The 22,830-nt window shown below is 71.9% G+C and carries 16 protein-coding genes and 1 tRNA gene; 4 read left to right on the top strand and 13 right to left on the bottom strand.

Annotated elements, in window-relative coordinates:
• Nucleotides 1-106 precede the first annotated feature (106 nt).
• Nucleotides 107-406 (bottom strand): 4a-hydroxytetrahydrobiopterin dehydratase, encoded by a 300-nt coding sequence (locus LO772_RS19395; RefSeq protein WP_231773286.1) that lies wholly within the window; start codon nucleotides 404-406, stop codon nucleotides 107-109.
• Nucleotides 399-1,676, bottom strand: coding sequence for a Twin-arginine translocation pathway signal (locus tag LO772_RS19390; protein WP_231773285.1), 1,278 nt, complete (start codon nucleotides 1,674-1,676; stop codon nucleotides 399-401). The genes LO772_RS19395 and LO772_RS19390 overlap by 8 nt, the downstream gene beginning before the upstream one ends.
• Before the next feature lie 165 nt (nucleotides 1,677-1,841).
• On the opposite strand from LO772_RS19390, the gene LO772_RS19385 reads away from it, so the two are divergent.
• Entirely contained in the window at nucleotides 1,842-2,042 is a 201-nt protein-coding gene (locus LO772_RS19385) for a hypothetical protein (protein ID WP_231773284.1), read from the top strand.
• Between the two features lie 264 nt (nucleotides 2,043-2,306).
• Nucleotides 2,307-2,531, top strand: coding sequence for a hypothetical protein (locus LO772_RS19380; RefSeq protein WP_231773283.1), 225 nt, complete (start codon nucleotides 2,307-2,309; stop codon nucleotides 2,529-2,531).
• A 709-nt stretch (nucleotides 2,532-3,240) separates the two neighbouring features.
• Here the strand turns inward: LO772_RS19380 and LO772_RS19375 are convergent.
• The 4 genes from LO772_RS19375 to LO772_RS19360 form a co-directional block, all read right to left on the bottom strand.
• Nucleotides 3,241-3,789: a hypothetical protein gene (locus LO772_RS19375; RefSeq protein WP_231773282.1), complete on the bottom strand. Its 549-nt coding sequence runs from the start codon at nucleotides 3,787-3,789 to the stop codon at nucleotides 3,241-3,243.
• On the bottom strand, nucleotides 3,786-6,440 hold the full coding sequence (locus LO772_RS19370; protein ID WP_331717256.1) for a hypothetical protein: 2,655 nt from the start codon (nucleotides 6,438-6,440) through the stop codon (nucleotides 3,786-3,788). Before LO772_RS19370 ends, LO772_RS19375 begins: the two co-directional genes overlap by 4 nt.
• Nucleotides 6,437-7,096, bottom strand: a complete 660-nt coding sequence (locus LO772_RS19365; protein WP_231773281.1) for a DUF6907 domain-containing protein — start codon at nucleotides 7,094-7,096, stop codon at nucleotides 6,437-6,439. The genes LO772_RS19370 and LO772_RS19365 overlap by 4 nt, the downstream gene beginning before the upstream one ends.
• Nucleotides 7,097-7,221: 125 nt before the next feature.
• Complete coding sequence (locus LO772_RS19360; RefSeq protein WP_231773280.1) at nucleotides 7,222-7,416, bottom strand: helix-turn-helix domain-containing protein; 195 nt, start codon at nucleotides 7,414-7,416, stop codon at nucleotides 7,222-7,224.
• A 130-nt stretch (nucleotides 7,417-7,546) separates the two neighbouring features.
• Here LO772_RS19360 and LO772_RS19355 point away from each other — a divergent pair, with 130 nt between their 5' ends.
• On the top strand, nucleotides 7,547-8,137 hold the full coding sequence (locus LO772_RS19355; RefSeq protein ID WP_231773279.1) for a hypothetical protein: 591 nt from the start codon (nucleotides 7,547-7,549) through the stop codon (nucleotides 8,135-8,137).
• Nucleotides 8,134-9,453 carry a tyrosine-type recombinase/integrase gene (locus LO772_RS19350; protein ID WP_231773278.1) on the top strand — a complete coding sequence of 440 codons (1,320 nt, stop codon included), beginning with the start codon at nucleotides 8,134-8,136 and terminating at the stop codon, nucleotides 9,451-9,453. The genes LO772_RS19355 and LO772_RS19350 overlap by 4 nt, the downstream gene beginning before the upstream one ends.
• A gap of 96 nt (nucleotides 9,454-9,549) precedes the next feature.
• Here the strand turns inward: LO772_RS19350 and LO772_RS19345 are convergent.
• From LO772_RS19345 to topA, 7 genes are all read right to left on the bottom strand, one after another.
• Nucleotides 9,550-9,623 (bottom strand) — tRNA-Thr (locus LO772_RS19345).
• A gap of 54 nt (nucleotides 9,624-9,677) precedes the next feature.
• Nucleotides 9,678-11,186: an alpha/beta hydrolase gene (locus LO772_RS19340; RefSeq protein ID WP_231773277.1), complete on the bottom strand. Its 1,509-nt coding sequence runs from the start codon at nucleotides 11,184-11,186 to the stop codon at nucleotides 9,678-9,680.
• A gap of 211 nt (nucleotides 11,187-11,397) precedes the next feature.
• Nucleotides 11,398-12,996 (bottom strand): alpha/beta hydrolase, encoded by a 1,599-nt coding sequence (locus tag LO772_RS19335; RefSeq protein WP_231773276.1) that lies wholly within the window; start codon nucleotides 12,994-12,996, stop codon nucleotides 11,398-11,400.
• A gap of 120 nt (nucleotides 12,997-13,116) precedes the next feature.
• A complete protein-coding gene (locus LO772_RS19330) occupies nucleotides 13,117-14,667 on the bottom strand; it encodes an alpha/beta hydrolase-fold protein (protein ID WP_231773275.1) in 1,551 nt (516 codons plus the stop codon).
• Between the two features lie 231 nt (nucleotides 14,668-14,898).
• Nucleotides 14,899-16,086: a DNA polymerase III subunit delta' gene (locus LO772_RS19325; protein ID WP_231773274.1), complete on the bottom strand. Its 1,188-nt coding sequence runs from the start codon at nucleotides 16,084-16,086 to the stop codon at nucleotides 14,899-14,901.
• A 302-nt stretch (nucleotides 16,087-16,388) separates the two neighbouring features.
• Complete coding sequence (gene tmk / locus LO772_RS19320) at nucleotides 16,389-19,649, bottom strand: dTMP kinase (protein ID WP_231773273.1); 3,261 nt, start codon at nucleotides 19,647-19,649, stop codon at nucleotides 16,389-16,391.
• A 169-nt stretch (nucleotides 19,650-19,818) separates the two neighbouring features.
• The gene (topA, locus tag LO772_RS19315; RefSeq protein WP_231773272.1) at nucleotides 19,819-22,647 is read right to left on the bottom strand and encodes a type I DNA topoisomerase; all 2,829 of its coding nucleotides are present in this window, start codon (nucleotides 22,645-22,647) and stop codon (nucleotides 19,819-19,821) included.
• Nucleotides 22,648-22,830 lie beyond the last annotated feature (183 nt).

Genomic DNA, 22,830 nt, shown 5'->3' with positions numbered 1-22,830 from the left:
GGGCGTAGGGAGGGCGCAAGATCTTACGGCGAACCCGTAAGGATCTTGCGGGGCACGCAAGAGGGGCGCAAGACGCTGACCAGCGATCTTGCGCCCCTTACGCGTCTCAGGACGCGCCGTGCGCAGGCGCTACCGCCTCGATCCTGCGGGCAAGTTCGATGTCGTGCTCGGCGACGTGCCCCCCGAGGTCGCTCGACGAGATGGACACGTGCAGCGTCTTGTATCCCAGCGTCGCGTTCGAGTGGTGCCCCCACTCGTCTTGAATCGCCGCGATGTGGACGACGAACGCGGCCCCCGGGATGTGCCGGATCGCGTACGTCCGCTCGATCTTCCGGCCGTCGGTTGTCCAGCCGGGCAAGTCCTTGATGCGCTCGGTGATCTGGTCGTGGGTGAGTGCCTCAGCCATACATGCCCCCTCGGGTGACGGGTGCCAACACGTCGGCGAGTTCGCGTCCGACCCGGGCATCGTTCCACGGGCTCATGTCGCGGGAGAGGCCGGCCAACTCCCGTGCGGCGCGCGCCGAACCCGTGTCCGCCGTGATCGCCGCGGCGGTCCGCGCGAGGGACACCGCGTGCTCCGGGTCGCCCTGGGCGGCTTTCACACGGGCGTGCCGGGCTGTCCACACCCCGACGTCACGGCGGGAAACCGCGGGCGACGACGGGATGATCTGTTGCCACAGCCGGTCTGCCTCGTCGGCTTTTCCGAGACGGCCGTAACAGGTCGCCCGCTGCACCTCGACGTACGCGGGTGTGCGCAGGCACGCCGTACCCCAGACCTCGACGTCGACGCGGTCGACCAGGCGCGCGGCGTCGTCGAGAAGCCGGTCGACGCCAGCACGGTCGGCAAGGAGGGACGCGCCATGCGCGTGCTGTTGCAACGCGAACACCCGGACCTCGGGCGACAGTCGCCCGCCGATGCCCAGAGCGTTCGCGCACAGGTCGACGACAGCCGCGCCTGCCCGTAGGTCGGTGTGCGCCATGGCCCGGTCGACGAGCGAGCACGCGACCGCCTCGACGTTTCCGGACCGGTGCGCGAGTTCGAGGGCCGACCCGTGCCAGAACAGCGCGCCGTCGGGGTCGCCGGCGTCGAGGAACAGCCACCCGGCGAACGCTGCGTACGCGCTTCCGACTTCCGCGAGCGAGCGGCGTACGCCGTTCTCGGCGTCGTCGAGGAGACGGCCGATCAACTGGCACTGCGCGACGACCGTGGCGATGAGCGCGCGCGGCCCGAGCATCATGTCGGCTTCGTAGTGGCCGGCGAGCTGCTTGCGGAAGTAGTCGACGAGCCCCGGGTCGACACGCTGGTGTGACCAGCCGAGAGCGGGCACGGCAAGCATGGTCGAAGCGAGGAACTGGCGGCGGTCCACGGGCAGGACGCTAGCTTCCGGGGGCGGCCGTTCCGATGGCGTTCCGGGCCCGGCCGGGCCGACACCCAATTCGTCCTCGGTACAGCCGGTCAGCTTGACCAGTAGGCGCCGGTAGACGTGTCGGGGCCGGCCGGTCTCGCCGTCCTCCCACTTCGCGACGAGCCGCGCGTCGACACCGACGTTCTCGCCGAGTTCGGCGGCCGTCGCCGCAAGGTCCGCGGCGAACTCCTTCCGCGACTGCTGGCGTTGCTGTTCCCGCACGGCGCGCAACTTGGGGTTCGGGACCCATTCGGACCGGGGTTTGGCCATCGGAAAGTCCCCTCGACGCGCGCGGTTTCGCTCGCGTCCACCGTAACGACCGGTCGCGGCCGTTCGGCCGAAACGCCATCGAAACGGCATCGACAACGGCATCGGAATGCCACTCACCGGGCCGTGATCCTGGGCATCCCAGCGACCGCGAGAAAGGGCCCACGGATGACGTGCGACACCGACGCCGAAGGTATCCACGTCGGCCCGAGCGGCGACCCCGAACGCCCGGTCGCCGTCCGGCTCGTCGACGACGGCCCCCTTCAGCAGCTGGCCCGGTCGGACGCGTGGCGGTTGTGGTCCCTCCTGCAAGCCGAGCTGGTCCGCACCCTGCCGAACCCGCCGACGTACCCGGCGACACCGCGGTGAGGCTCTACTCCGACCCGCTCGACTTCCGCAACGACCGCGGCCCCGACCAGCCGGACAGCGAGCAAGGCTCGTCACGCATCGGGTACTGCGTGAAGTGCGGCGCCGGGTCGGTTCCCGTCGAACCGATCCCTATCGAAACGTCACGCGGGCCCGGCGCGAGCCGCTGGTACTGCCTCACCTGCTACCGGAAGCACACGACGACGTGAACCGGCGACCCCGACCCGGCCGGCCACCCACACGACCACGCACCCGAAGGACACGACGATGAGCACCCGCCGATCTGCACCCGCGCACCGGGTCACCGGCTCTGTCCGTACCGGCTACACGGGCGACCCGGCCCGGCCGGTGTACGTCGAGGTGGACGTCGACGACCAGGCCGAGCCCGTGCGCCTGCTTCTCGACCACGGGCAGGCCGCAGACCTCGACCTCGGGCTGTTCACCCTGCGGCCGAGCGTGTCGGGCGAGGAACACCACGCGCCGGTCACGTAGGCGGGGAGGCACGGCGAACCGTGCGGCCCTTCCCGGCCGGACGCAGTGAGCAGCGATGAGGGCCGGTACCCGGTTGACGCGGGTACCGGCCCTCACCCTCGGGGCGCGCCGACGGGTCACGCCGCGGCGTGCCGCGAGCCGTCCGGCGTCGCCCGTGCGGCCCGTCGCCGTCGTCGGCACGGCCTGCACGTACGGCGTCCCTCGGGCAGCGAACCGGCGCCGCTCCAGAGCATCCGGCCGCATCCGCCGGCGCACACGACGTCGGGCTTCCTGGCCATAGGGCCCTCCTTCCAGGGCAGGCACCCCGCCGAGATCGGCCCCGGGGGGATAAAAAAGAAAGGTGGTCGCGGGGCTGGCGTCCGGCGCAGCCCAAAGACCGGCGCTCGCGCGCCGGCGGGCTGCGTCCGGACTCGGACTCGCGTTGCCGATGCCGGACCGCCGCGGCTCCCGAGGAGGGCACCGCGGCGGTCCGGCGTCTGGTGTCAGGTCGCGGGGCGTAGGGCCCGCGCGACGTCGGGCAGGGTGTCGACTGCGCCGGTCAGCGCGGGGCAGCTCGGCGCGTGCGCAATGTTGACGTGCCACCGGCCGAGGCTGTCCGACGTGACGCGCGGCGGTCCGTGGTGGCAGTGCCCACACCGGTAGTGCCATGCGGTTCGGAAGACATCGACCTTGCCTGTGACTTCGTCGGTTCGCCTGGTGTCCACCTCGGTCACGACCTCCCGTAGGTGCGGCGGGTGGGACAGGCCGGGCCGTGGTCGATCACCACGCTTGACCCGCCGTCCGCGTCGCGCAGGTACCGCGCGGGCGGGTGGTCGCAGTGGGAGCAGCGGTACCGGCCCTGGGTGTCGTACGACTCCAGAGCCCCCGGCACCGCCGGGCCGGGCGCCTGCCGAGTACGCGCCCCGGCGCCGTAGCGGCGCAGGCGCGCGGCACGCTCCGCCGCGGTGAGCGGCCGGTCTGCGGCCGGGCGTGCCGTGTTGCTGCCGTACCGAGTGAGCGCGGTTGCCCGGTCGGCTGCGGTCACCGGCCGCCGGGCCCGTGCCTCACGCTCGACGTTGGCCACATACGCGACGGCGTCCGCCTGGTCGCGGAACGCGGCGAGCATCCGCGGGTTGACCGCGGCAGCCACGTCACGCCGGACGGCGTCGTCACGGGTGGCCGGTCGGCGCTCGACGACCGGGGCGCCGAGCTGCCACCTGCGCGAGTACTCCGGCATGTACGGCATCTCCCGGCCGGGGCCGGCAATGTGAACGGTCATGCTCGTTCCTCTCTCTGGGTGGTGGCGGACACCGCGGGTGATCGGGCGGTGTCGCATCCGGGGTGGGTGGTCTGGCCGGGTTCGTAGACGGTCATGGCCGTCCCGCATCCGGCGCAGGTGGCGACATCAGAGAGCGGGTGCATTTCAGCGTCCCCAGCGTTCCCAGCGTCCCCACGGCCGTATTCGCGCAGGTCAGGCGCGGTGTCGCGGGGGGACGCTGCGAAGAGCCCAGCGTCCCCCGCAGCGTTCCCCAGCGTCCCCCCGGCCGGGGTGGGGGACGCTAGCGTCCCCCCTGTAGCGTCCCCCCTGTTTCCGCTGGTCAGGTCGCTTTTCGCGGCTTCTGGGGACGCTGGGGACGCTGTCTCGGACCTTCTCTCTGCTGTCGACGTCAGGCGGTAGAGCCGTTGCTTCTTCGGGCTCGGACCGCGCTTGCTGTCGTCGACCTCGACGCCGATCGTGCGCAGCGCAGGCGCAAGGCGCTTGAGCTGTCCGCCGGCGCGTGTCGGGTCCTTCGGCCACTTCTTCGGCAGCCTCTCGGGAGTGTCCACGCGGTCGAGGAGTTCGGACGCCGTGAGGGTGATCCCGTCCGGTCCGGAGCGGTCGACGAGCGCGACGACGGCTTGCGCGAAGGGTTCGCCGTCGAGGACGTCGGCCACCGCGTCGCGGGCACTGGCCTTGTAGCTGCCCGTGGTGTCCCACCCCTGTACCTGGTCGACCGCGGCCAGGACGCGGGCGAAGTCGGCCATGCGCGGACGCTCGGTCAACTGCACGTCCGGAAGCGCCTTGAGGACGTCGGCCAACAGGTCGAACAGCGACGCGAGGATGCCCGCGTGTGCGTCGGCGTAGGCGGCGTCCATCTCGCCTTCCTCGCGCCGCTTCGCGTCCGGGATGGTGTGCAGCTCGATCGTGACGAGCCGTTCCGCGAGGTCGCCCGCGAGGGCGCCGGCGTCGATCGTGGTCATCGCGAGGACGCGCCGGAACTCCAGGACGACGACGTCGTCGTCGGTGTACAGCGCCCGGTCGACGATGCCGTCTCCGGTGACGGCGCGGCACAGCGCGTCCGACAGCCAATCGGGAATGATCGACACGTTGTCGAGGCACAGCGCCCACGAGTTGAACGCCTGCGTCGCCCACGCTTTGATGTCGCGCGGCGCGGTCCGCTTCGGCGCGCCGGACGGGTCGACAATCCCGATGACCATCTTCGCCGCGTACGACTTCCCGGTCCCCTGCTCACCGCGGAAGGTCAGGATGGGGTGCGGTAGGTCCGGGATGAAGCAGGCGACCAGCCACGCGACGAGGAGCCGGAACCCTTCCTCGTCGGTGTTCAGCAGGTCCCGCAGCTTCGCCAACCCGTCGCCGTCGCGCACGGGTTCGGGAAGCGGCTTCATCGCGCCGGACCGGCGGAACAGCACCGGCGACGACGGCTCACGCGTCCACCCGTCCGGGCCGATCGACACGCACCGGCCGTCCGACGTCGCCAGGTCCACGATGATCCGGTCGTCGTGCCGTGCGACGCGCAGATGCAGTTGCTCGGGTTCGGCGTCGGTAGCGATGCCTTCCAGGACGGTCATTGCGTCGGCCAACGCGGACTGCGACGGGACGGAACCGCCGTTCGCGTCGGTGTACAGCCGGGCCAGACTCGACCGCAGGCCGGCTCGTCCGCGCAACGGGAGAGCGGTGTTCGGGCCGTCCGTCTTGACCGCGTACGGGCGGCCGTCGTCGGACATGAAGAAGCCGTACCGCTCCCGCGCGAGCTTGACGAGCAACGACGCTTGCGAGGGTCCCCTACGGCCCTCCCCCGACTCCTCCGAACCTTGCACCCCTTGCTCGGAGCGCTCGACCGCCTGGTCAACGTCGACGAGTTCGGCGAAGCGCTTTCCTGCGTCGAGGTGGTCGCTGACGTCCTTACCAGCGACCGGCTCGACGACCCGAACCCGCACACCGACCTTGCGCAGCGATTCGGCGACCTGGGCAGCGTGTTTGCGGCCGGGTTCGTCGCGGTCGGCAATCACCACGGTTTCGGACACTCCGACGAAGTGCTGCGCGTACGCGTCCTGCCACTTCCCGGCGCCCCCGATGTTCGTGGTCGCGGTCATGCCGAGTGCGCCGAGGCGGTCGGCGTCCTTCTCCCCCTCGACCACGGCGACGACCTCACCGGCCGCCGCGGCGCGGATGACCCGAGGGAGGTTGTAGGGCACCCTGCGGATGCCTCTCACGCCTGCTTGGCCGTCCGGCCGGTACTGCCGGAACGTCTTCCGCTCGCCGTTGAAACCGGGCTCGTACCGCTTCACGACGGAGAGCACTTCGCCGTGCTCGTCGGCGTACCGGTACTCGGCGACGACCTGGGGGCGCATGTGCTGCCTCTCGGTCTTGGGTTCGTCGTACAGATCGGCCATGGCCAGATCGAGTGCCGCGACGACGTCGACGATCTGACATCCGGCGTGGCAGTTGACGACCACGCCGTCCCCGGACCGATTCCGGGTGACCGACAGAGACGGCGAACCGTCGTCGTGGGCGGGACACTGCCACGACGAGCCGCGCCCGGAACAACCGTGCGCCATAAGGGCGTTGGTGAAGCGGTCGAGCGCGGGCAGGCCGGCGGCCCCGGACGCGGATGCGCCCGGGGCTCCGGAGGTGGTGCGGTCGGTCACGGGCGGGCCTGCGCTTCGCGGGCGACGACGACCAGGCGCACAAGGTGGGCGGCGACCTGTTCCGCTTCGTCGAGGGTGAGTTCGATTCCGTTCTTGCCTTCGTGGCCAAGCTCTATGGACGGTTCGGCGTTGCGGTCGTGCTGGCGCAGGAACGCGGACATGCGCAGCGGCAGGAACGTCCCGTTGTTCGCCCGTTCCCCTGCGGCCAACGACAGATCGACGGTGAGGTCTTCGCCGTAGTGGTCGCGCTCGTCGGGGCGGTCTTCGTCGCTGTGCCGCATGACGCACCACGCGAACGCCTGCCGGTAGCCGAACGCCTGCGTGCAGCCTTCCCGCCGGTCGGTGACCTGGTCGACACCGGGCGCGGCGACGATGTCCACCTCGGGCGCGGTCTCGACCGCGACCTCGACGACCTCGGGCGCCGATCGCGGGTCGTCGGCGTCCTCGGGGCAACCATCCGCGCAGCGGAACAACTGACCCGAGCCCGCGACGTACCCGGCCGGGATGAACGCCAGGCCGGGCCGCTGCTCGGTACCGCACCCAACGCACGCGAAGCCGTCGAGCTGCCGGGCGGTCAAGCCGTCACCAGACCGCGCGGACCACGACGACACCGGCGCGGCGGCCGGGCGTTCGGCGTTGGGATTCTGTGCCATCATCTGATTGCGTCCTTTCACGCGAAGCCTCGGGTCTGCTGGGTGAGCCGTCCGGGGCTTTCGCATTGGGTGAGTCGGGCGCGTTGCGGCCTCTGGGATTGCCTTCCTGGGGGCCGCGCGCATGGTGGTCAGCCGACCTGCGGGCCGTTTTGCTCGGCGTCAAGGCGCGCGATGAATTCCAGCAACGCAGCATCCGGCACGAAGCGGGCCCGGCCGATCTTGATGCTGCGCAATTCGCCGGTCTTGATGAGGGCCTTAACCGTGGTCAGACCCAGACCGCTTCGCTTCGCAGCGCTCGGAGCACGGTGCAGAAGCTGGGACACGAAGCCTCCAATACGTGATCACGATGGATAGCCAACTTGGTTACGCACCCTGACCGTACCGGGTCGCCGTGGGTCGTTCAAGTAGGCGGAATGGTTGCGCAATCACCTACGCATCGGCACTATGGGCCGCATGGCGTTGACAGGTTGGGACCTCAGATTTGCCCCTGGAGGATGGGTACGGCTCGTCAACCTCGACGACGGCCGAAAGGCGTACCTGCGGGTTGAACCGAGCAAGGACGAGAACGGACTGAACCGCCCCGTCACGCGCCTCGCCATCATGGCCGGCGAGGACAAACCCATCAGCGTCCACGCATGGCGAAACGTCCCCATCGCGGACGTGGAATACCTCCTTGGCGGGGGCTGGGCAGACCGCGCCCCGTACTCGATCGTCTATGAGCCCGCCCGAGAATCGCCGCCTCGCCTCGATGACTTGGACGCGTATTTCGACGTCCCCCACGAACCAACCGTGTACGCGGAAAGGATCAAGGAAGCCGTGAACGAACGACCAAAGGACGTTCGCAATCCGGGCGGAAAGATCACCAACGAGTTTCTGGGCGAACTGGCCAACATGTACCGCTGGTTGGTGTCCTCAGGGAGCTCGGCACCTGCTCACGAAATCGCAGACCAGACCGGCGCACCGGTGCGAACCGCGCAGCGCTGGATCGGGCAAGCGCGTAAGCGCGGCTTTCTCCCACCTGGTCGCCCGGGGCGTGCCGGATGAGTGGACGGGCACGGAACGGCGAATCGTCGGTCTACTTCAGCGAGTCCGACGGGAAGTGGCACGGGTGGGTGACTGTCGGCGTGAAGCCGAACGGCGCACCCGACCGCCGGCACCGGATGGGCGCCGACGAGGACGAAGTACGGGCAAAAGTCCGGGCTCTGGAGAAGCTGCGCGACAACGGCAAGGCACCGAAAGCCGGTCGGCCCCCCACGGTCGAGAAGTGGTTCACGACGTGGATGGACACTGAGTGCGCGCGCAAGGTGGCCGACGGGAGCATGGCGCCGCGGACCCTCGACGACTACCGATCGAAGTGCCGTCTCTACGTCTTCCCGGCCATGGGGAAGCTGCGCATCGACAAGGTGGAGCCGGAGCACTTGGACAAGCTCTATCTCGACCTGTTGAACCGCAGTTTGGCCCCGTCAACCGTGCTCAAGGTCCATCGGATCATGAGCCGCGGGCTCAAGGTGGCCATGCAGCGGACGCGGCTGTTCCACGTCAACCCGGCATCGCTGCTCGACGCTCCGGCGGTCGAGGAACCGGAGATTGCCCCTCTGACGATCGAGGAGACCCGGCGGCTTCTCGTCGAGGCCGGAAACCGGCGCAACGGGGCCCGGTGGGCGGTCGCTCTCGCGCAGGGCGTACGGCAGGGTGAAGCGCTCGGGCTGCGCTGGGAGTACGTGGACCTCGACACCGCCGAGATGAAGATCTGGTGGCAGCTCCAGCGGCTCACGTGGCGCCACGGGTGCGACGACCCGCACGCCTGCGGCGAGAAGTACCACCGCAAGAAGTGCAAGGCGTCCTGCACCGTCCACAAGCACTACAAGCGCGGGTGCCCGAAGCCGTGCCCGAAGGACTGCACCGACCACGCGAAGGCGTGCCCGAAGCGCACGGGCGGAGGTCTGATCATCCGGGCGCCGAAGAGCCGCCGGAACAAGCGGACGATCTCCATGCCGCCGCAACTGGTGTCGCTGCTTCGCGCGCACCGTGCCGCGCAGGCCCGGGAGAAGCTGAAGGCCGGCGAACTCTGGGAAGACAACGATCTCGTCTTCTGCCAGGAGAACGGAAAGCCGATCGACCCGCGGGCCGACTGGGAGGAGTTCAAAGACATCCTCTCGGCCGCGGACATCCGGGACGCACGCGTTCATGACGCACGCCACACGACCGGCGCGATGATGATCGCGGCGAAGGTGAACCCGCGCGTCGTGATGGAGGTTCTGGGCCACTCCCAGATGCGCGTGACGGAGCGATACACGAAGGTCGCCAGTTCGCTCGTCGCCGATGCGGCCGAGAAGATGGGTGATCAGTTGTGGGGCTGATCAAAGAACGGTTGTACCGCACAACCGCAACTGCGAATGCAACTGGGCAGAAAAATGACCTGCGGTCTCCCGAAGGAAACCGCAGGTCACAAGGTGAGCCGCCTAAGGGAATCGAACCCTTGACCTACGCATTACGAGTGCGTCGCTCTGGCCGACTGAGCTAAGGCGGCGTGTCCCGCCGTGGTGGTGGGGACGGCGATAAGCATACACAGGGGTCGGGGTGCTCAATCACAGGTTTTGCCGTCGGGGGGTGGGGCGCCGGTGAGGAGGAAGGTGTCGACGGCCGTGTCGACGCAGGTGCTGCCGCGGAGGTAGGCAGTGTGGCCGTCGCCGTCGTAGGTGAGGAGGTGGCCGGAATCGAGCTGGCCGGCGAGGGCCTGGGACCACGCGTACGGGGTCGCGGGGTCGCGGGTGGTGCCGATGACGAGGATGGGGGCCGCGCCCGGGGCGTGGATCTCGTGGGGGGTGCCGGTGGCGGGGACCGGCCACGTGCCGCAGGCGAGGCCGGCCCAGGCGAGGGTGCGGCCGAAGGAGGGCGACGTCGCCTCGAATTCGGCGACCTGTGTCCGGACCTGATCGGGTGTGGTCGCCGACGGGGGGTAGTCGAGGCAGTTGACGGCGGAGTTGGCGTACATCAGGTTGGCGTACGTGCCGTCCGCGCCGCGCTCGTAGTACATGTCGCTGAGGTTCAGCAGCAGCCCGCCGTCGCCGCGGAAGGCGGCCTGGAGGGCGAGGCTGAGCCTCGGCCACTGCTCGCGCGTGTAGAGCGGCGACAGGATGCCCGTCGTGGCGATGGATTCGGTGACCTGGCGTTTGGCGTCGCCGGGCAGCGGCCGGGCGTCCAGGTCGTCGAGCAGCGTGCGGATCCTGGCGAGGGCGGCCTCGCGGGAGTCGCCGAGGAAGCAGGAGCCGCCCGCCAGGCAGTCGTCGATATAGGAGTTCAGCGCGGTCTGGAAGCCGCCGCCCTGAACGCGGTTCGCGTCGGCCGAGGTCTGGTTGGGGTCGATCCCGCCGTCCAGGACGAAGCGGCCGACCTTGTCCGGGAACAGTTCGGCGTACACGGCACCGAGATACGTGCCGTACGACGCCCCGAAGTAGCGCAGTTGGTCCTCGCCGAGCGCCTCGCGGATCTGGTCCATGTCCCGCGCGGCGTCCGGGGTGCCCACGTGGCCGAGCAGCGCCTTGGCGTCGTCCTGGCAGCCGAGGCCGAAGCGCTTGAACCCGTCGACGAGGGCGGCCTCTTCCTCGGGGGTGTCCGGGGTCTGGTCGAGCTGGGTGTACGCGTCCATGTCGGCGTCGGAGAGGCATTCCACGGGGGAGCTGCGGCCGACGCCGCGCGGGTCGAATCCGACGATGTCGTAGCGCTCGCGGACGTCGTCGGGGAACGCCGAGGCCGCGTAGCGCGCGAACGAGATGCCCGAACCGCCCGGGCCCCCGGGATTGACGACGAGCGCGCCGATCCGGTTGCCGCCGGTCGCCTTGACGCGCAGGAGGGCGATGTCGATCTTGTCGCCGCCCGGGACGGTGTAGTCGACGGGCACCGACAGCGTGCCGCACTCGTAGGCCCGGCCCTCGGGGCACTCGCCCCAGTGGATCGACGCGGCCCGCGGGATCGGGATGGTGTTCGCGGAGCCGGGAGCCGGCGGGGTCGTGGTCGGGTCGTCGTCGCCCGAATCGGTGCAGCCCGCCAGCAGGATCGCGGCAGCCAGCACCACGCCGACGCGTCGCCTCACACGTACCAGCCCCTCGTTCGCCCCGGACGCCGTCGGCCACGCGGATCGGGCCAACCTGTCGGACGAGCGTAACGGCAGGTGCGCGGATGAGCCGCGCGCGCTCACGACACGCACGCCGACGTCCGGTTTCGACGCGATCGGATGCGTTTTCCGGCCCTATCCGATCATTCGAGACCGGGGGCTGACCCCGCGTTCCTCAGCGCGCCCGGCGTCACGAGCAGCGCGTCCCCGGAGCCGGCATCGTCCCGGAGACGAGGTACGCGGTGACGGCGTCGTCGATGCACGTGTTCCCCCGGCCGTACGCGGTGTGCCCCTCCCCTTCGAGGGTCAGCAGCGTCGCGTTCTCGAAGCCCTGGGCCAGGCGCTCCGACGCGGCGTACGGCGTCGCCGGGTCCCCGGTCGTGCCCACCACGAGGATCGGGTCGCTGCCGGGCGCCCGGACCGCGTGCGGCTTCTCGGTGGTGCGGAACGGCCAGTGCTCGCAGCCCGGGTCGTCCAGGTCCTCGGCGGTGAGGTCGCGCGAGAACAGCGGGGCTTCCTTGTGCAGGCGGTCCAGGACCTCCTGGACCCGCTGCGGCGACGGCGCCTCGGCCATGCCGTCGGCGCAGCTGATCACTCGGAACGCGTCCATCGAGCCGTCGTAGCGGCCGTCCTCGCCGCGTCCGTTGTACTGGTCGGCCCACACCATGAACGCGGTGCCGTCGTCGGCGTCCATGGCCCGCGTGAAGGCCTCGCGCAGCGCCCGCCAGCCTTGGTCCTCGTCGGCGTAGAGCAGGCTGACCATGCCGGTCCACCCCAGATTGGACGTCAGATCGCGGCCGTCGTCGAGCGTCGTCGGCAGCGGATCGGTGCGCAGCCCGTCGAGAAAGTCGATGCCGACCTCGGCCGCGCGGTCGGGGTCGCTGCCGAGCGGGCAGCGCGGGCGGCTCGCGCAGTCCTCCGCGAAACGGGTGTACGACTGCTCGAAGCCGACCTGCTGCGCGATCGCGTCGTCGAGCGGGTCGGCGGCCGGGTCGACGGCGCCGTCGAGCACGAGGCGGCCGACGCGGTCGGGGAACTCCTCGGCGTACAGCGCGCCGAGGTACGTGCCGTACGAGTAGCCGAGGTAGTTGAGCTTGCCGTCGCCCAGCACCGCACGGAGCACGTCCATGTCGCGCGCGACGTTGCGGGTGCCCACGTAGGGCAGGAGGTCGCCGGATTTGGCCTGGCAGCCGGCCGCGAACTCCTGGTCGAGCCGGTCCGCGTACGCGGCGGCCCCGGGGTCCTTCGGGTCGGGCCCGTCGTCGGCGTTGGTGCGGTCGCGCGCCTCGTCGTCCAGGCAGACCACCGGCGCGCTCCCGCCGACCCCGCGCGGGTCGAATCCGACGATGTCGAAAGCCGCGTGGACCGCGGGGTCGACGTCGGTGAACGTGTTCTTGAGGTAGTCGATCCCCGACGCGCCCGGTCCGCCCGGGTTCGTCAGCAGCGAGCCCACGCGGGGGCCCGAGCCCTCCGCCCGCAGCCGCATCACGGATATCCGGATGTCCTTTTTGCCCGGGTCGGCGTAGTCGAGCGGGACGCGGAGCAGCGTGCACTCCATCTCGCTTTCGTCGCCCGGGGTCTCCTCGTCGTCGTCGCAGGTCTTCCACGCCGGCTTCTGGGAGTAGAAGGCGGCCATCCCGGGGGCGTTCGCGCCCTGGCCCGACGCGTCCTTCACCTTGCCGGCGACGCCGCCGGGCCCCGCGCTGCACGCGCCGACGAACGCTGTTGCGACAAGGGCGGCGGGTATCGCGGTGCGCAGGCGCGCGACGCGGCGGTTCGTGGTCCTCACGCGCCCATGACTACCACGTACTGGCGTTCGACGTTCCACCGCCTCGCGGCCTCCGCGGCACGAGCGCGGGGGACGGGCCGCGGCGCCCGTCCCACCGCCGCGGGCAACCGCCTTCGCACGTCAGGAGGTTGACGTGCGCTTCGTGGCGGTCGCGGTGGCCCCCGGGGCGGTACCGGTCGGGGTCGACCTGCCCTGGGTCGAGCCCGACGAGCCCGACCCGTCCCCGGAGGCGAGCGTCGAGTCGGTCACGTTGCGCTCGAAGAACGCGAGGGCGGCCGGGAGTTGCCGCGAGGTGTCGGACGAGCTGTTGGTCGTGGTCTCCACGATGGTCGGCGGCTGCGCGGCGTTCTTGAAGGCCGTCGACGCCTGGCGCCCGGCGGTGTCCGACGTCGGGTCGACCAGCAGGAGGTTCACGTCGGGATGCGCCGCGAGCAGCGCGGCCGGCTCCTCCGGCTCGCGGACGCCCGCGTCGGTGGGCCACAGCGGCGAGCGCAGCGTCGTACCGCCCGACAGGCTCGCGGCGGTCGCGTAGTACTGCGGGTACTGCAGCGCGTACTTCGTGGCGCACAGGCCGCCGGACTCCTCGCCGAGCAGCGCCCACGAGGAACGGTCGGTCGCGACCCGGAACGTCGCGGCGACCGCTTCGCGCACGTCCTCGTTGTGGAACGTCGCCATGCGCGGATGACCCGGGATGTCGCTGCACTCGGTGTCGAGGGCCTTGGGCGTCGAGGCCGCGTCCAGCTCCGACTGCTGATACGACGTCAGTTCCGGGGCCACGACGACGAACGGGGGCAGGGAGCCGCTCGCGATACCGCTGGTGATCTTGTCGAGCAGCCCGAAATCGCTGCCCAGCAGCGAGTTCTCGCCGATGCCGGGGTACGCGGAGTGCACCACGAGAACGGGGAACCGCTTCGCGCGCATGTCGTCGCGCTGGTACTGCGGCGGCAGCCACACCCACACATCGGCGCTGACACCCGAGCGGCGGCCGTCCAGCAGCAGGTGGTTGAGCGACCCGCCCGAACGCGTGCCCTCCGACGCGAAGTTCTGCGGCGGCAGGGGGCCGAACGTGTCGGTCGCCCCGGTCGCGGAACGCTGCGTCGGCGCCGAACTCGCGGCCCCGGCAGGGGTCGTGCCGCCCGCGCCGTCGTCACTGTCGGCGCTGTCGAACGCCATCGCCCCCACGACGGCGGCCACGATGACGAACACCAGCGCCGTGACGCCGATGACGACGCGCGCGCGACGCCTGCTCTCGGGGCGCTCCTCCGCTCCGGCGCGGTCGGGGGCGATCTCGACGACGTCCGCGGCGACCGCGGCGGATTCCGCGGGCGGGGCGTCAGCGGGCGGCACGATGCCGGACGTGCCGGACACCGCGTCGGCCCGAGGCGTCGGCCGCGCGGGACCGTCCGCCGGACGCGGCGGCGGAGCGCTCGCGCGCTCCTCTGCGCGGGAACGCCCGGACGCGGCCGGCAGCGCCGTGCCGACGCCCGTCCCGGCCGCCCGTCCGACGGTGTCGGCAGGACGCTCCGGCCGCTCCGGCCCTTCGGTGAAGTCCCGTACCGGAACGGGCTGGTGCTCGCCCCGGGGCGCCGCGCGCCGCGCCCGGACGAAGAGCGCGACCGCGCAGCCCAACGTCACCGCGATCAGCAGGGTCCTGAGCGCCTTCCGTGTCACCGGTCGCACCGACTCGCACCGTCCTTGGCAATTGGTGGGCATGGTCAAACAGACGAGAGCAATGAGAGCGAAACGCCTGGGGTCGGGGGGCCGCGGAGACCGCCGGCCGCCCTGGGAACTCTCCCACGTCGACGCAGCGAACACGGCTCTGGGTTCCCCCTCTTCGCCCGTTCGGGCGGTGACAAGGAAACATGCCGTGCCCGACCGGCGGAACCGGGACCGCCGTCCGGGTCAGCCGGCCCGCAGGCCCAACGCCATCGCCTCCACCGCGAGCAGCGGCGCCACGTTGGCGTCGATCGCCCTCCGGCACGCGAGAATCGCCTCGATGCGGCGCAACGTCGCCTCGGGCGCCGACGCACGCGCGACACCCTCCAGCACCGGGCGCATCTCCTCGTTCGCCAGCGCCACTTGGGCGCCGAACTGCACGGCGAGCACGTCGCGGTAGAAGGCGGCCAGGTCGGTCAGGGCCAGGTCGAGGGAGTCGCGCTGGGTACGGGTCGCGCGCTTCTTCTGGCGCCCCTCCAACTCCTTCACCACGCCCGCGGTGCCGGACGGCAGGCGCCCCCCGGGGCCGGTGGCACCCAGCGCGCTGCGCAACTCCTCGGTCTCCCGGGCGTCGAGCCGCGCGGTGATCTCCTTCGCGTCCGCCGCCGCGGCGTCGACGAGGCGCTGCGCTGCGGCCATGCAGCCGCCGATGTCGGCGAGTTGCTGCGGCAGCCGCAACACCTCGGCCCGGCGCTGCCGCGCCTGTTCGTCGGTGGCGAGGCGGCGGGCCCGGTCGATGTGCCCGGCGGTGGCCCGCGCGGCGTACGCGGCCATCGCCGGATCGACGCCGTCGCGACGCGCGAGCATGTCCGCGACGGCGGCGACCGGGGGCGTGCACAGCGCGACATGGCGGCAGCGCGAGCGGATGGTCGGCAGGGCGTCCTCGACCGAGGGCGCGCAGAGCATCCACACCGTGCGCGGGGCCGGCTCCTCGATGGCCTTGAGCAGGACGTTGCCGGCGCCCTCGGTGAGGCGGTCGGCGTCCTCCAGGACGATCACCTGCCACCGCCCGCCCGCCGGGGACATCGCGGCGCGGCGCACGAGGTCGCGGGTCTCCTTGACGCCGATGGACAGCAGCTCGGTGCCGACCACGTCGACATCGGCGTGCGTCCCGGTCCGCGAGGTGTGGCAGCCGTCGCAGTACCCGCAGCCCGGGTCGCCGCCGAGTGCGAGGTCGGGGCTCACGCATTGCAGGGCGGCGGCGAAGGCGCGCGCGGCGGACGACCGGCCGGAACCGGGTGGGCCGGTGAACAACCACGCGTGCGTCATGCCGCCGACGGCGTCGCCGGCGAGCACGGCCCGCGCGGCGACGGCCGCGGAGCGCAGTTGGCCGACGACGCGGTCCTGTCCGACCAGGTCGTCCCACACGGTCACGTGACGGTCTCCTTGCCGGCTGGTCGGGCGTCGGCCGGCGGGCGGGGAGCGGCAGCGGGCGCCCGACGGCGTTTCGCCCCCGACGGTACCGGGCGGACCGGACACGCCGCGAACACCGTCGCCGCGGCGAGAGCCGGCCCGTACGGCGCGTGCCGAACAACGACGGAGCCGCCCCCGCCCGTACGCGCCGATGCGCGTACGGGCGGGGGCGGCTCCGTGTCGGGTCGTGGAACCGCACGGGTGTGCTCAGGCGCCGTCAGGCGTGCCCGGCGCCCGGCGGCGGCATCGCCGGGGCGCCCGACTCACGGCTTGCGCCGCCACCGCCCGCGCCGCGCCGACTTCTCCCGCGCGGGCTCCGCGTCGCCCGCGGGCGCTTCGTCCGCCCCCCACGAGCCGAGGAGGTCGTCGGCGAGCGCGCGCCCGGAGGCGTCGTCCGCGTCGCCCGGCGCCTCCCGCTGCGGCATCATGCGCGTGTCGTCGAGGGTCACCTTCGGGATCTGCTGGGTGTCGTCCTCCGACCCCGGCGGCGGCTCCTCGACCGGGCGCTGCCGCACGATCTCCAGCTCGGCGGTGTCGGGTTCGACGACGGACACGACCTTCAGCTCGGCGGTGTCCGGCTCGACCACCGACACCACCTGGGTCCGGGCGGAGGACGCCGACTCGGTGGTCTGCCGCGCGGCGCCGGTCGGCGTGCCCCCGCCGCCGGTGTCCCCGTCGTCCGAGGTGTCTCCGCCGTCGTACTCGTCCGCGGCCTCGGCGGCCAGCGCCGCCGCCTCCTTGGCCGCGCGTGCCTGGGCCGCCGCCGCGGCCACGACCGCGCGTGCCGCCTCCGCGTCGGCCGCGCGGCGCTCCTCCTCGGCGAGCCGCAGCACTTCCTCGGCCTGTTCGCGCTCCTCCGCGCGGCGCTTGGCCTCCTCCGCGCGGCGGGCGGCCTCGTCGCGGCGGCGCTTGATGTCGGCCGCGGCCTCCTCCTCGCGGCGGCGGCGCTCCTCGTCGGCCCGCCGGCGGCGCTCGGCCTCGGCGGCCTCCTCCTTCTCGGCCGCGACGCGGTCGCGCTCGGCGCGCAGCGCGGCCTCCTCCTCGATGCGGCGCGCCTGCTCGCGGCGGATGCGCTCTTCCTCCTCGGCCCGGAGGCGGGCCTCCTCGGCGCGGCGGGCGGCCTCCTCCTCCAGGCGACGCTGCTCGGCGGCGCGGCGGGCGGCCTCCTCTTCGAGGCGTACGCGGTCCTCTTCGGCACGGCGCTTGGCCTCCTCCGCCAAGCGGACGGCCTCGGCGGCCAGGCGCTCCTGCTCCTCCGCGCGCCGCCGGACCTCCTCCTCGGCGCGCAGCCGCTCCTCTTCCGCGCGACGCGCGGCCTCTTCGGCGAGCCGGGCCTGTTCGACGTAGCGCTGGCGTTCCTCGCTCTCGGCCCGCAGGCGGGCGATGAGCGCCTGCTTCTCGGCCTCGGCCTGGGCGCGCTCGGCCTTGCGGCGCTCCTCTTCCTCGCGCTCGCGCCGCGCGAGCTCCTCGGCCTGGCGCTTCTCCTGTTCGGAGACCGGCAGCTCGCGGTCGAGGCGGTGGCGGATCGCGGTGGTGACGGCGTCCGGCTCCTGCGAGGCGTCGACGACGAGGTAGCGGTCCGGGTCGGCGGCGGCCAGGTCGAGGAACGCGCTGCGGACCAGGTGGTGGAAGCTCTGCGGCTCGGACTCCAGCCGGTCGGGTGCCTCGGTGAAGCGGCTGTGGCCGACCTCCGGGTCCAGGTCGAGCAGGATCGTCAGATCGGGCCGCAGCCCGTCGCTCGCCCACCGGGAGACGCGGGCGATCTCGCGCGTGCCCAGCTCGCGGCCCGCGCCCTGGTAGGCGACGGACGAGTCGATGTAGCGGTCGGTGATGACGATCGCGCCGCGCTCCAGGGCCGGGCGGATGACCGTGGCGACGTGCTCGGCGCGGTCGGCGGCGTACAGCAGCGCCTCGGCGCGCGGGTCGATGCCGGTGTTGCCGATGTCGAGCAGCATCGCGCGCAGGCGCTTGCCGATCTCGGTCGCGCCGGGCTCGCGCGTCACCACGACTTCGTGGCCCTTGCTGCGGATCCACGACGCCAGGGCCTCGACCTGCGTGGACTTGCCGACGCCCTCGCCGCCTTCGAGCGAGATGAAGAAGCCGGTGGCGCCCTTGGGACGGCCGCCGACGCTGTCGGTGTTGCGGGCCGAGTCGACGAGGTCGCGCACCAGCGGGGTGCCGCGCCGGTCGTCGACGGCGCGCAGCACGACGAAGCCCAACAGGACGACGAGGACACCGGCCCCCATGAGGGTCAGCGCGGAGCCGTTGTACGTGAACACGTAGCGGTCGGCGGTCCATGTGTGCAGGCCGATCGAGCCCGCGACCAGCGAGCCCGCGGCGAGCCCGACCAGCAGCATGACGCGGACCGCCGCCTGCACGAAGGCGAAGGCGCGCGGGCGCAGTTCCTCGCCGACCTCCAGACCGAACAGCGTGTAGCCGGTGACCCACGCGATGCCGCTCAGCACACCGAGCAGCGCGGTGAGGACGACGGCGACGACGACGTTCGCCAGCGCGCCGGTCAGCGCCAGGGTGAGCCCGGCCGTTACCACCGCCAGGCCGAAGAGGCGGCGGCGGCTGAACGACGGGAGCACCTTCGGACCGCTCATGAGCCCGACCGCGACGCCTGCGAGCAGTGTCAGGAACACGGTGCCGTACGCCGCGTTGCCGGCGCCCAGCTCCGCGGTGTAGAGCGGGACGAGGCCGACCAGGACGCCGCCGCCGAGGAACAGCGCGAGCAGGCCCAGGGTCAGGCCTCGGGCGGTGCGCGAGTGGCCGAACACGCGGGGCGCGTCGGCGAGCACCATCACCGGGTTGGCCCGCCGGGTGACGACCGAGCGTCCGCGCGTCGGCATGCGCAGCAGGTACGCGAACACCGCCGCGGCGAGGTGGACCGCCGCGGTGACGAACAGCGCGAGGTCGGACGGATTGTCGTCGAACGTCGTGAACGACGGGGCGAGCAGCCGCGTGACGAGCGCGAGGACGATGAACAGCGCCGCCGCGACCGGGGCCGCCGCGTAGCCCGTGACCAGGTTGAACTGTGCGGCGGTGGCGAGGCGTTGGCGCGGCACGAGGTTGGGCACCGTCGCGTCGCGCGCGGGCCCCCAGAACGCGCCGGCGATACCGCCGAGGGCCGTCGCGGCGAGGATCCACCACAACTGGCCGACGAACGGCACCGAGACGATCAGCCCGAAGCGGACGACGTCGCAGACGGCCATCGTCCAGCGCCGGTCGAGGTGGTCGACGATCTGCGCCGCGAGCGGTGCCACCAGCGCGGCCGGCAGCAGGCGCAGCACGAAGACCGCCGCGACGGCCGCCGCGAAGTCGAGGTAGTCGCCGTCGACCGTCCACAGCGCGGCCGAGGTCAGCGCGAGCAGGCCGAGCCAGTCCGCGAGTGTGGACGCTGCGACGGCGGTCCAGAAGCGCCGGTACGGAGCGATTTTGAGAACCCCTCCGATGCCGGTGACGGGTTCCGGGGCCCGGGGCGGTATGGCCGCCTCGGGTTTGTGCTGCTCGGCGTGCGTCATGCGCTCAACCCTAGCCGTGTGTCGGGGCGGGGAAACGACGTTCTTTTCGGCGATTTCGTCGGCGTTCGGGGCCGTTTTGTCGGCCTGGGCGGTCCTGACGTGCGCCGGAGCTGCCGGATCGCCGACGGGCCGCCGGACAAGTGTCCGACGGCCCGGGCGATCGTGTGGCTCAGGTGGCCTTCTTCGCCGGTGCCTTCTTGCGGGCGGCGGTCTTCTTCGCGGGTGCCTTCTTGGCCGGAGCCTTGGCGGCGGCCCGCTTCTTGGGTGCAGGGCCCTGCGCGCGCCGCTCGGCGAGCAGTTCGTAGGCGCGCTCGGGCGTGATCGCGTCGACGCTGTCGGCGACGCGCAGCGTGGCATTGGTCTCACCATCGGTGACGTACGGGCCGAACCGGCCGTCCTTGACGACCACCGGCTGACCGCTGGCCGGGTCGGTGCCCAGCTCCTTCAGCGGCGGTTTGGCGGCGGCACGGCCGCGCTTCTTCGGCTGCGCGTAGATGGCCAGGGCCTCGTCGAGGGTGACGGTGAAGAGCTGCTCCTCGGTTTCGAGCGACCGCGAGTCGGTGCCCTTCTTGAGGTAGGGGCCGAAGCGGCCGTTCTGCGCGGTGATCTCCTCGCCGCTCTGCGGGTCGGTGCCGACCACGCGCGGCAGCGAGAACAGCCTGAGGGCGTCGTCCAGCGTGACGGTGTCCAGGGACATCGACTTGAGCAGTGACGCGGTGCGCGGCTTCGGTCCCTTGGCGGCGGCCTTCTTCGCGGTCTTCCGGGTGGTCTTCTTGGCGGTCTTCTTCGGTGCGGCCGTCTTCGCCGCCCCCGCGTCGGTGTCCGGGGCGGGTTCGGGCGCGGCGGGCTCCTCGGGTGCGGGCAGGACCTCGGTGACGTACGGGCCGTAGCGGCCGTTCTTGGCGACGATCTGGTGGCCGGTCGCCGGGTCGGTGCCGAGCACGTAGTCGCCGGTCGGCTTGGCGAGCAGTTCCTCGGCCTTCTCGACGGTCAGCTCGTCGGGCGGCAGGTCGGCGGGCACGTCCGCGCGCTTGTCGCCCTGCTCGACGTACGGCCCGTAGCGGCCCACGCGGAGCACGATGCCGTCGCCGACGGGGAAGGAGTTGACCTCGCGGGCGTCGATCGCGCCGAGGTCGGTCACCAGCGCCTTGAGGCCTTCGAGGTGGTCGCCGCCGTCCGGGGTGTCCTCGCCGAAGTAGAAGCGGCGCAGCCACGGCACCGCCTGGGTTTCGCCGCGGGCGATCCGGTCGAGGTCGTCCTCCATCTTGGCGGTGAAGTCGTAGTCGACCAGGCGCCCGAAGTGGTTCTCCAGGAGGCCGACGACGGCGAACGCGATGAAGGAGGGGACCAGCGCGGTGCCCTTCTTGAAGACATAGCCGCGGTCGAGGATGGTGCCGATGATCGACGCGTAGGTCGACGGGCGGCCGATCTCGCGCTCCTCCAGCTCCTTGACGAGCGACGCCTCGGTGTAGCGGGCGGGCGGCTTGGTGGCGTGGCCTTCGGGGGTCAGCTCGGTCGCGGTGAGCGGGTCGCCCTCCTCGACCATGGGCAGGCGGCGCTCGCGGTCGTCCAGCTCGGCATCAGGGTCGTCGGAACCCTCGACGTACGCCTTGAGGAAGCCGTGGAAGGTGATGATCTTGCCGGACGCGGTGAACTCGGCGTCGCGCCCGGGCAGGTTCTCCGCCTCGGCCGCGGTGCCGCCGATGCGGACGGTCACGGACTGGCCGACGGCGTCCTTCATCTGGGAGGCGACGGTGCGCATCCAGATCAGCTCGTACAGGCGGAACTGGTCGCCGGTGAGGCCGGTCTCGGCGGGGGTGCGGAAGCGGTCGCCGGAGGGGCGGATCGCCTCGTGCGCCTCCTGGGCGTTCTTGACCTTGCCCGCGTACGACCGGGGCGCGTCCGGGAGGTATTCGGCGCCGTACAGCTCGCGCACCTGGGCGCGGGCGGCGGCGACGGCGGTGTCGGACAGCGTGGTGGAGTCGGTTCGCATGTAGGTGATGAAGCCGTTCTCGTACAGCTTCTGGGCCACCTGCATGGTCGCCTTGGCACCGAGGCCCAGCTTGCGCGAGGCCTCCTGCTGGAGCGTGGTGGTGCGGAACGGCGCGTACGGCGAGCGGCGGTACGGCTTGCGCTCGACCGCGCGCACCGCGAAGTCGGCCGTTCCGAGGGCCGCCGCGAGGGCGCGGGCCGCGGTCTCGTCGACGTGCAGGACGTCGCGGTTGCGGAGCCGCCCGTCGGGGCCGAAGTCGCGGCCGGTCGCGACGCGCCTGCCGTCGAGCCCGACCAGGCGCGCGTTGACCGTACGGGGGTCGGTGGCGTCTCCGGCGCGCCCGGTGTCGAAGGTGCCGAGGACGTCCCAATAAGAGGCGGAGCGGAACGCGCGGCGCTCACGCTCGCGCTCGACGACCAGGCGCGTCGCGACGGACTGCACGCGGCCGGCGGACAGCTTGGGGCCGACCTTCTTCCACAGGACCGGCGAGACCTCGTAGCCGTAGAGCCGGTCGAGGATACGCCGGGTCTCCTGGGCGTCGACCAGGCGCTGGTTCAGCTCGCGCGGGTTGGCGACCGCGGACCGGATGGCGTCCTTGGTGATCTCGTGGAAGACCATCCGGCGCACCGGGACCTTGGGCTGGAGGACCTGCTGGAGGTGCCACGCGATGGCCTCGCCCTCGCGGTCCTCGTCCGTCGCGAGGAACAGCTCGTCGGCTTCCTTGAGGAGCTTCCTGAGCTTGGCGACCTGCTGGCGCTTGTCGCTGTTGACGACGTAGATCGGCTCGAAGTCGGCGTCGACGTTGACGCCGAGGCGCGCCCAGGGCTGGCCTTCGTAGGCGGCGGGGACCTCGGCGGCGCCGTTCGGAAGGTCGCGGATGTGACCGACGCTGGCCTCGACCACGTAGCCGGGCCCGAGGTAGCCCTTGATCGTCTTCGCCTTGGCGGGCGACTCGACGATGACGAGTCGACTGCCTTCGCGCGCGGTCTCGCTGCTCGGGGACACCTTCGCTCTTCTCTCCAGGTCGCTGCTGCGGCGTTGCGGGGACGGCGGAAGCCATCGGGGACGGTAGCTGTCGTGTGGCGGAGTGTGACCGTATCCCAGCCCCCGATGTCAAACCGGCCCTGCCCGGTATACGACACGGAACGCCCCGACGCCACTGGAACGGTAACGCGCACCCGACCGTTC

Origin of the sequence: Yinghuangia sp. ASG 101, assembly GCF_021165735.1 — a bacterium.
GTDB lineage: Bacteria > Actinomycetota > Actinomycetes > Streptomycetales > Streptomycetaceae > Yinghuangia.
The sequence above is the reverse complement of the archived record's forward strand: the minus strand, read 5'-3'. Positions and strand labels throughout refer to the sequence as shown.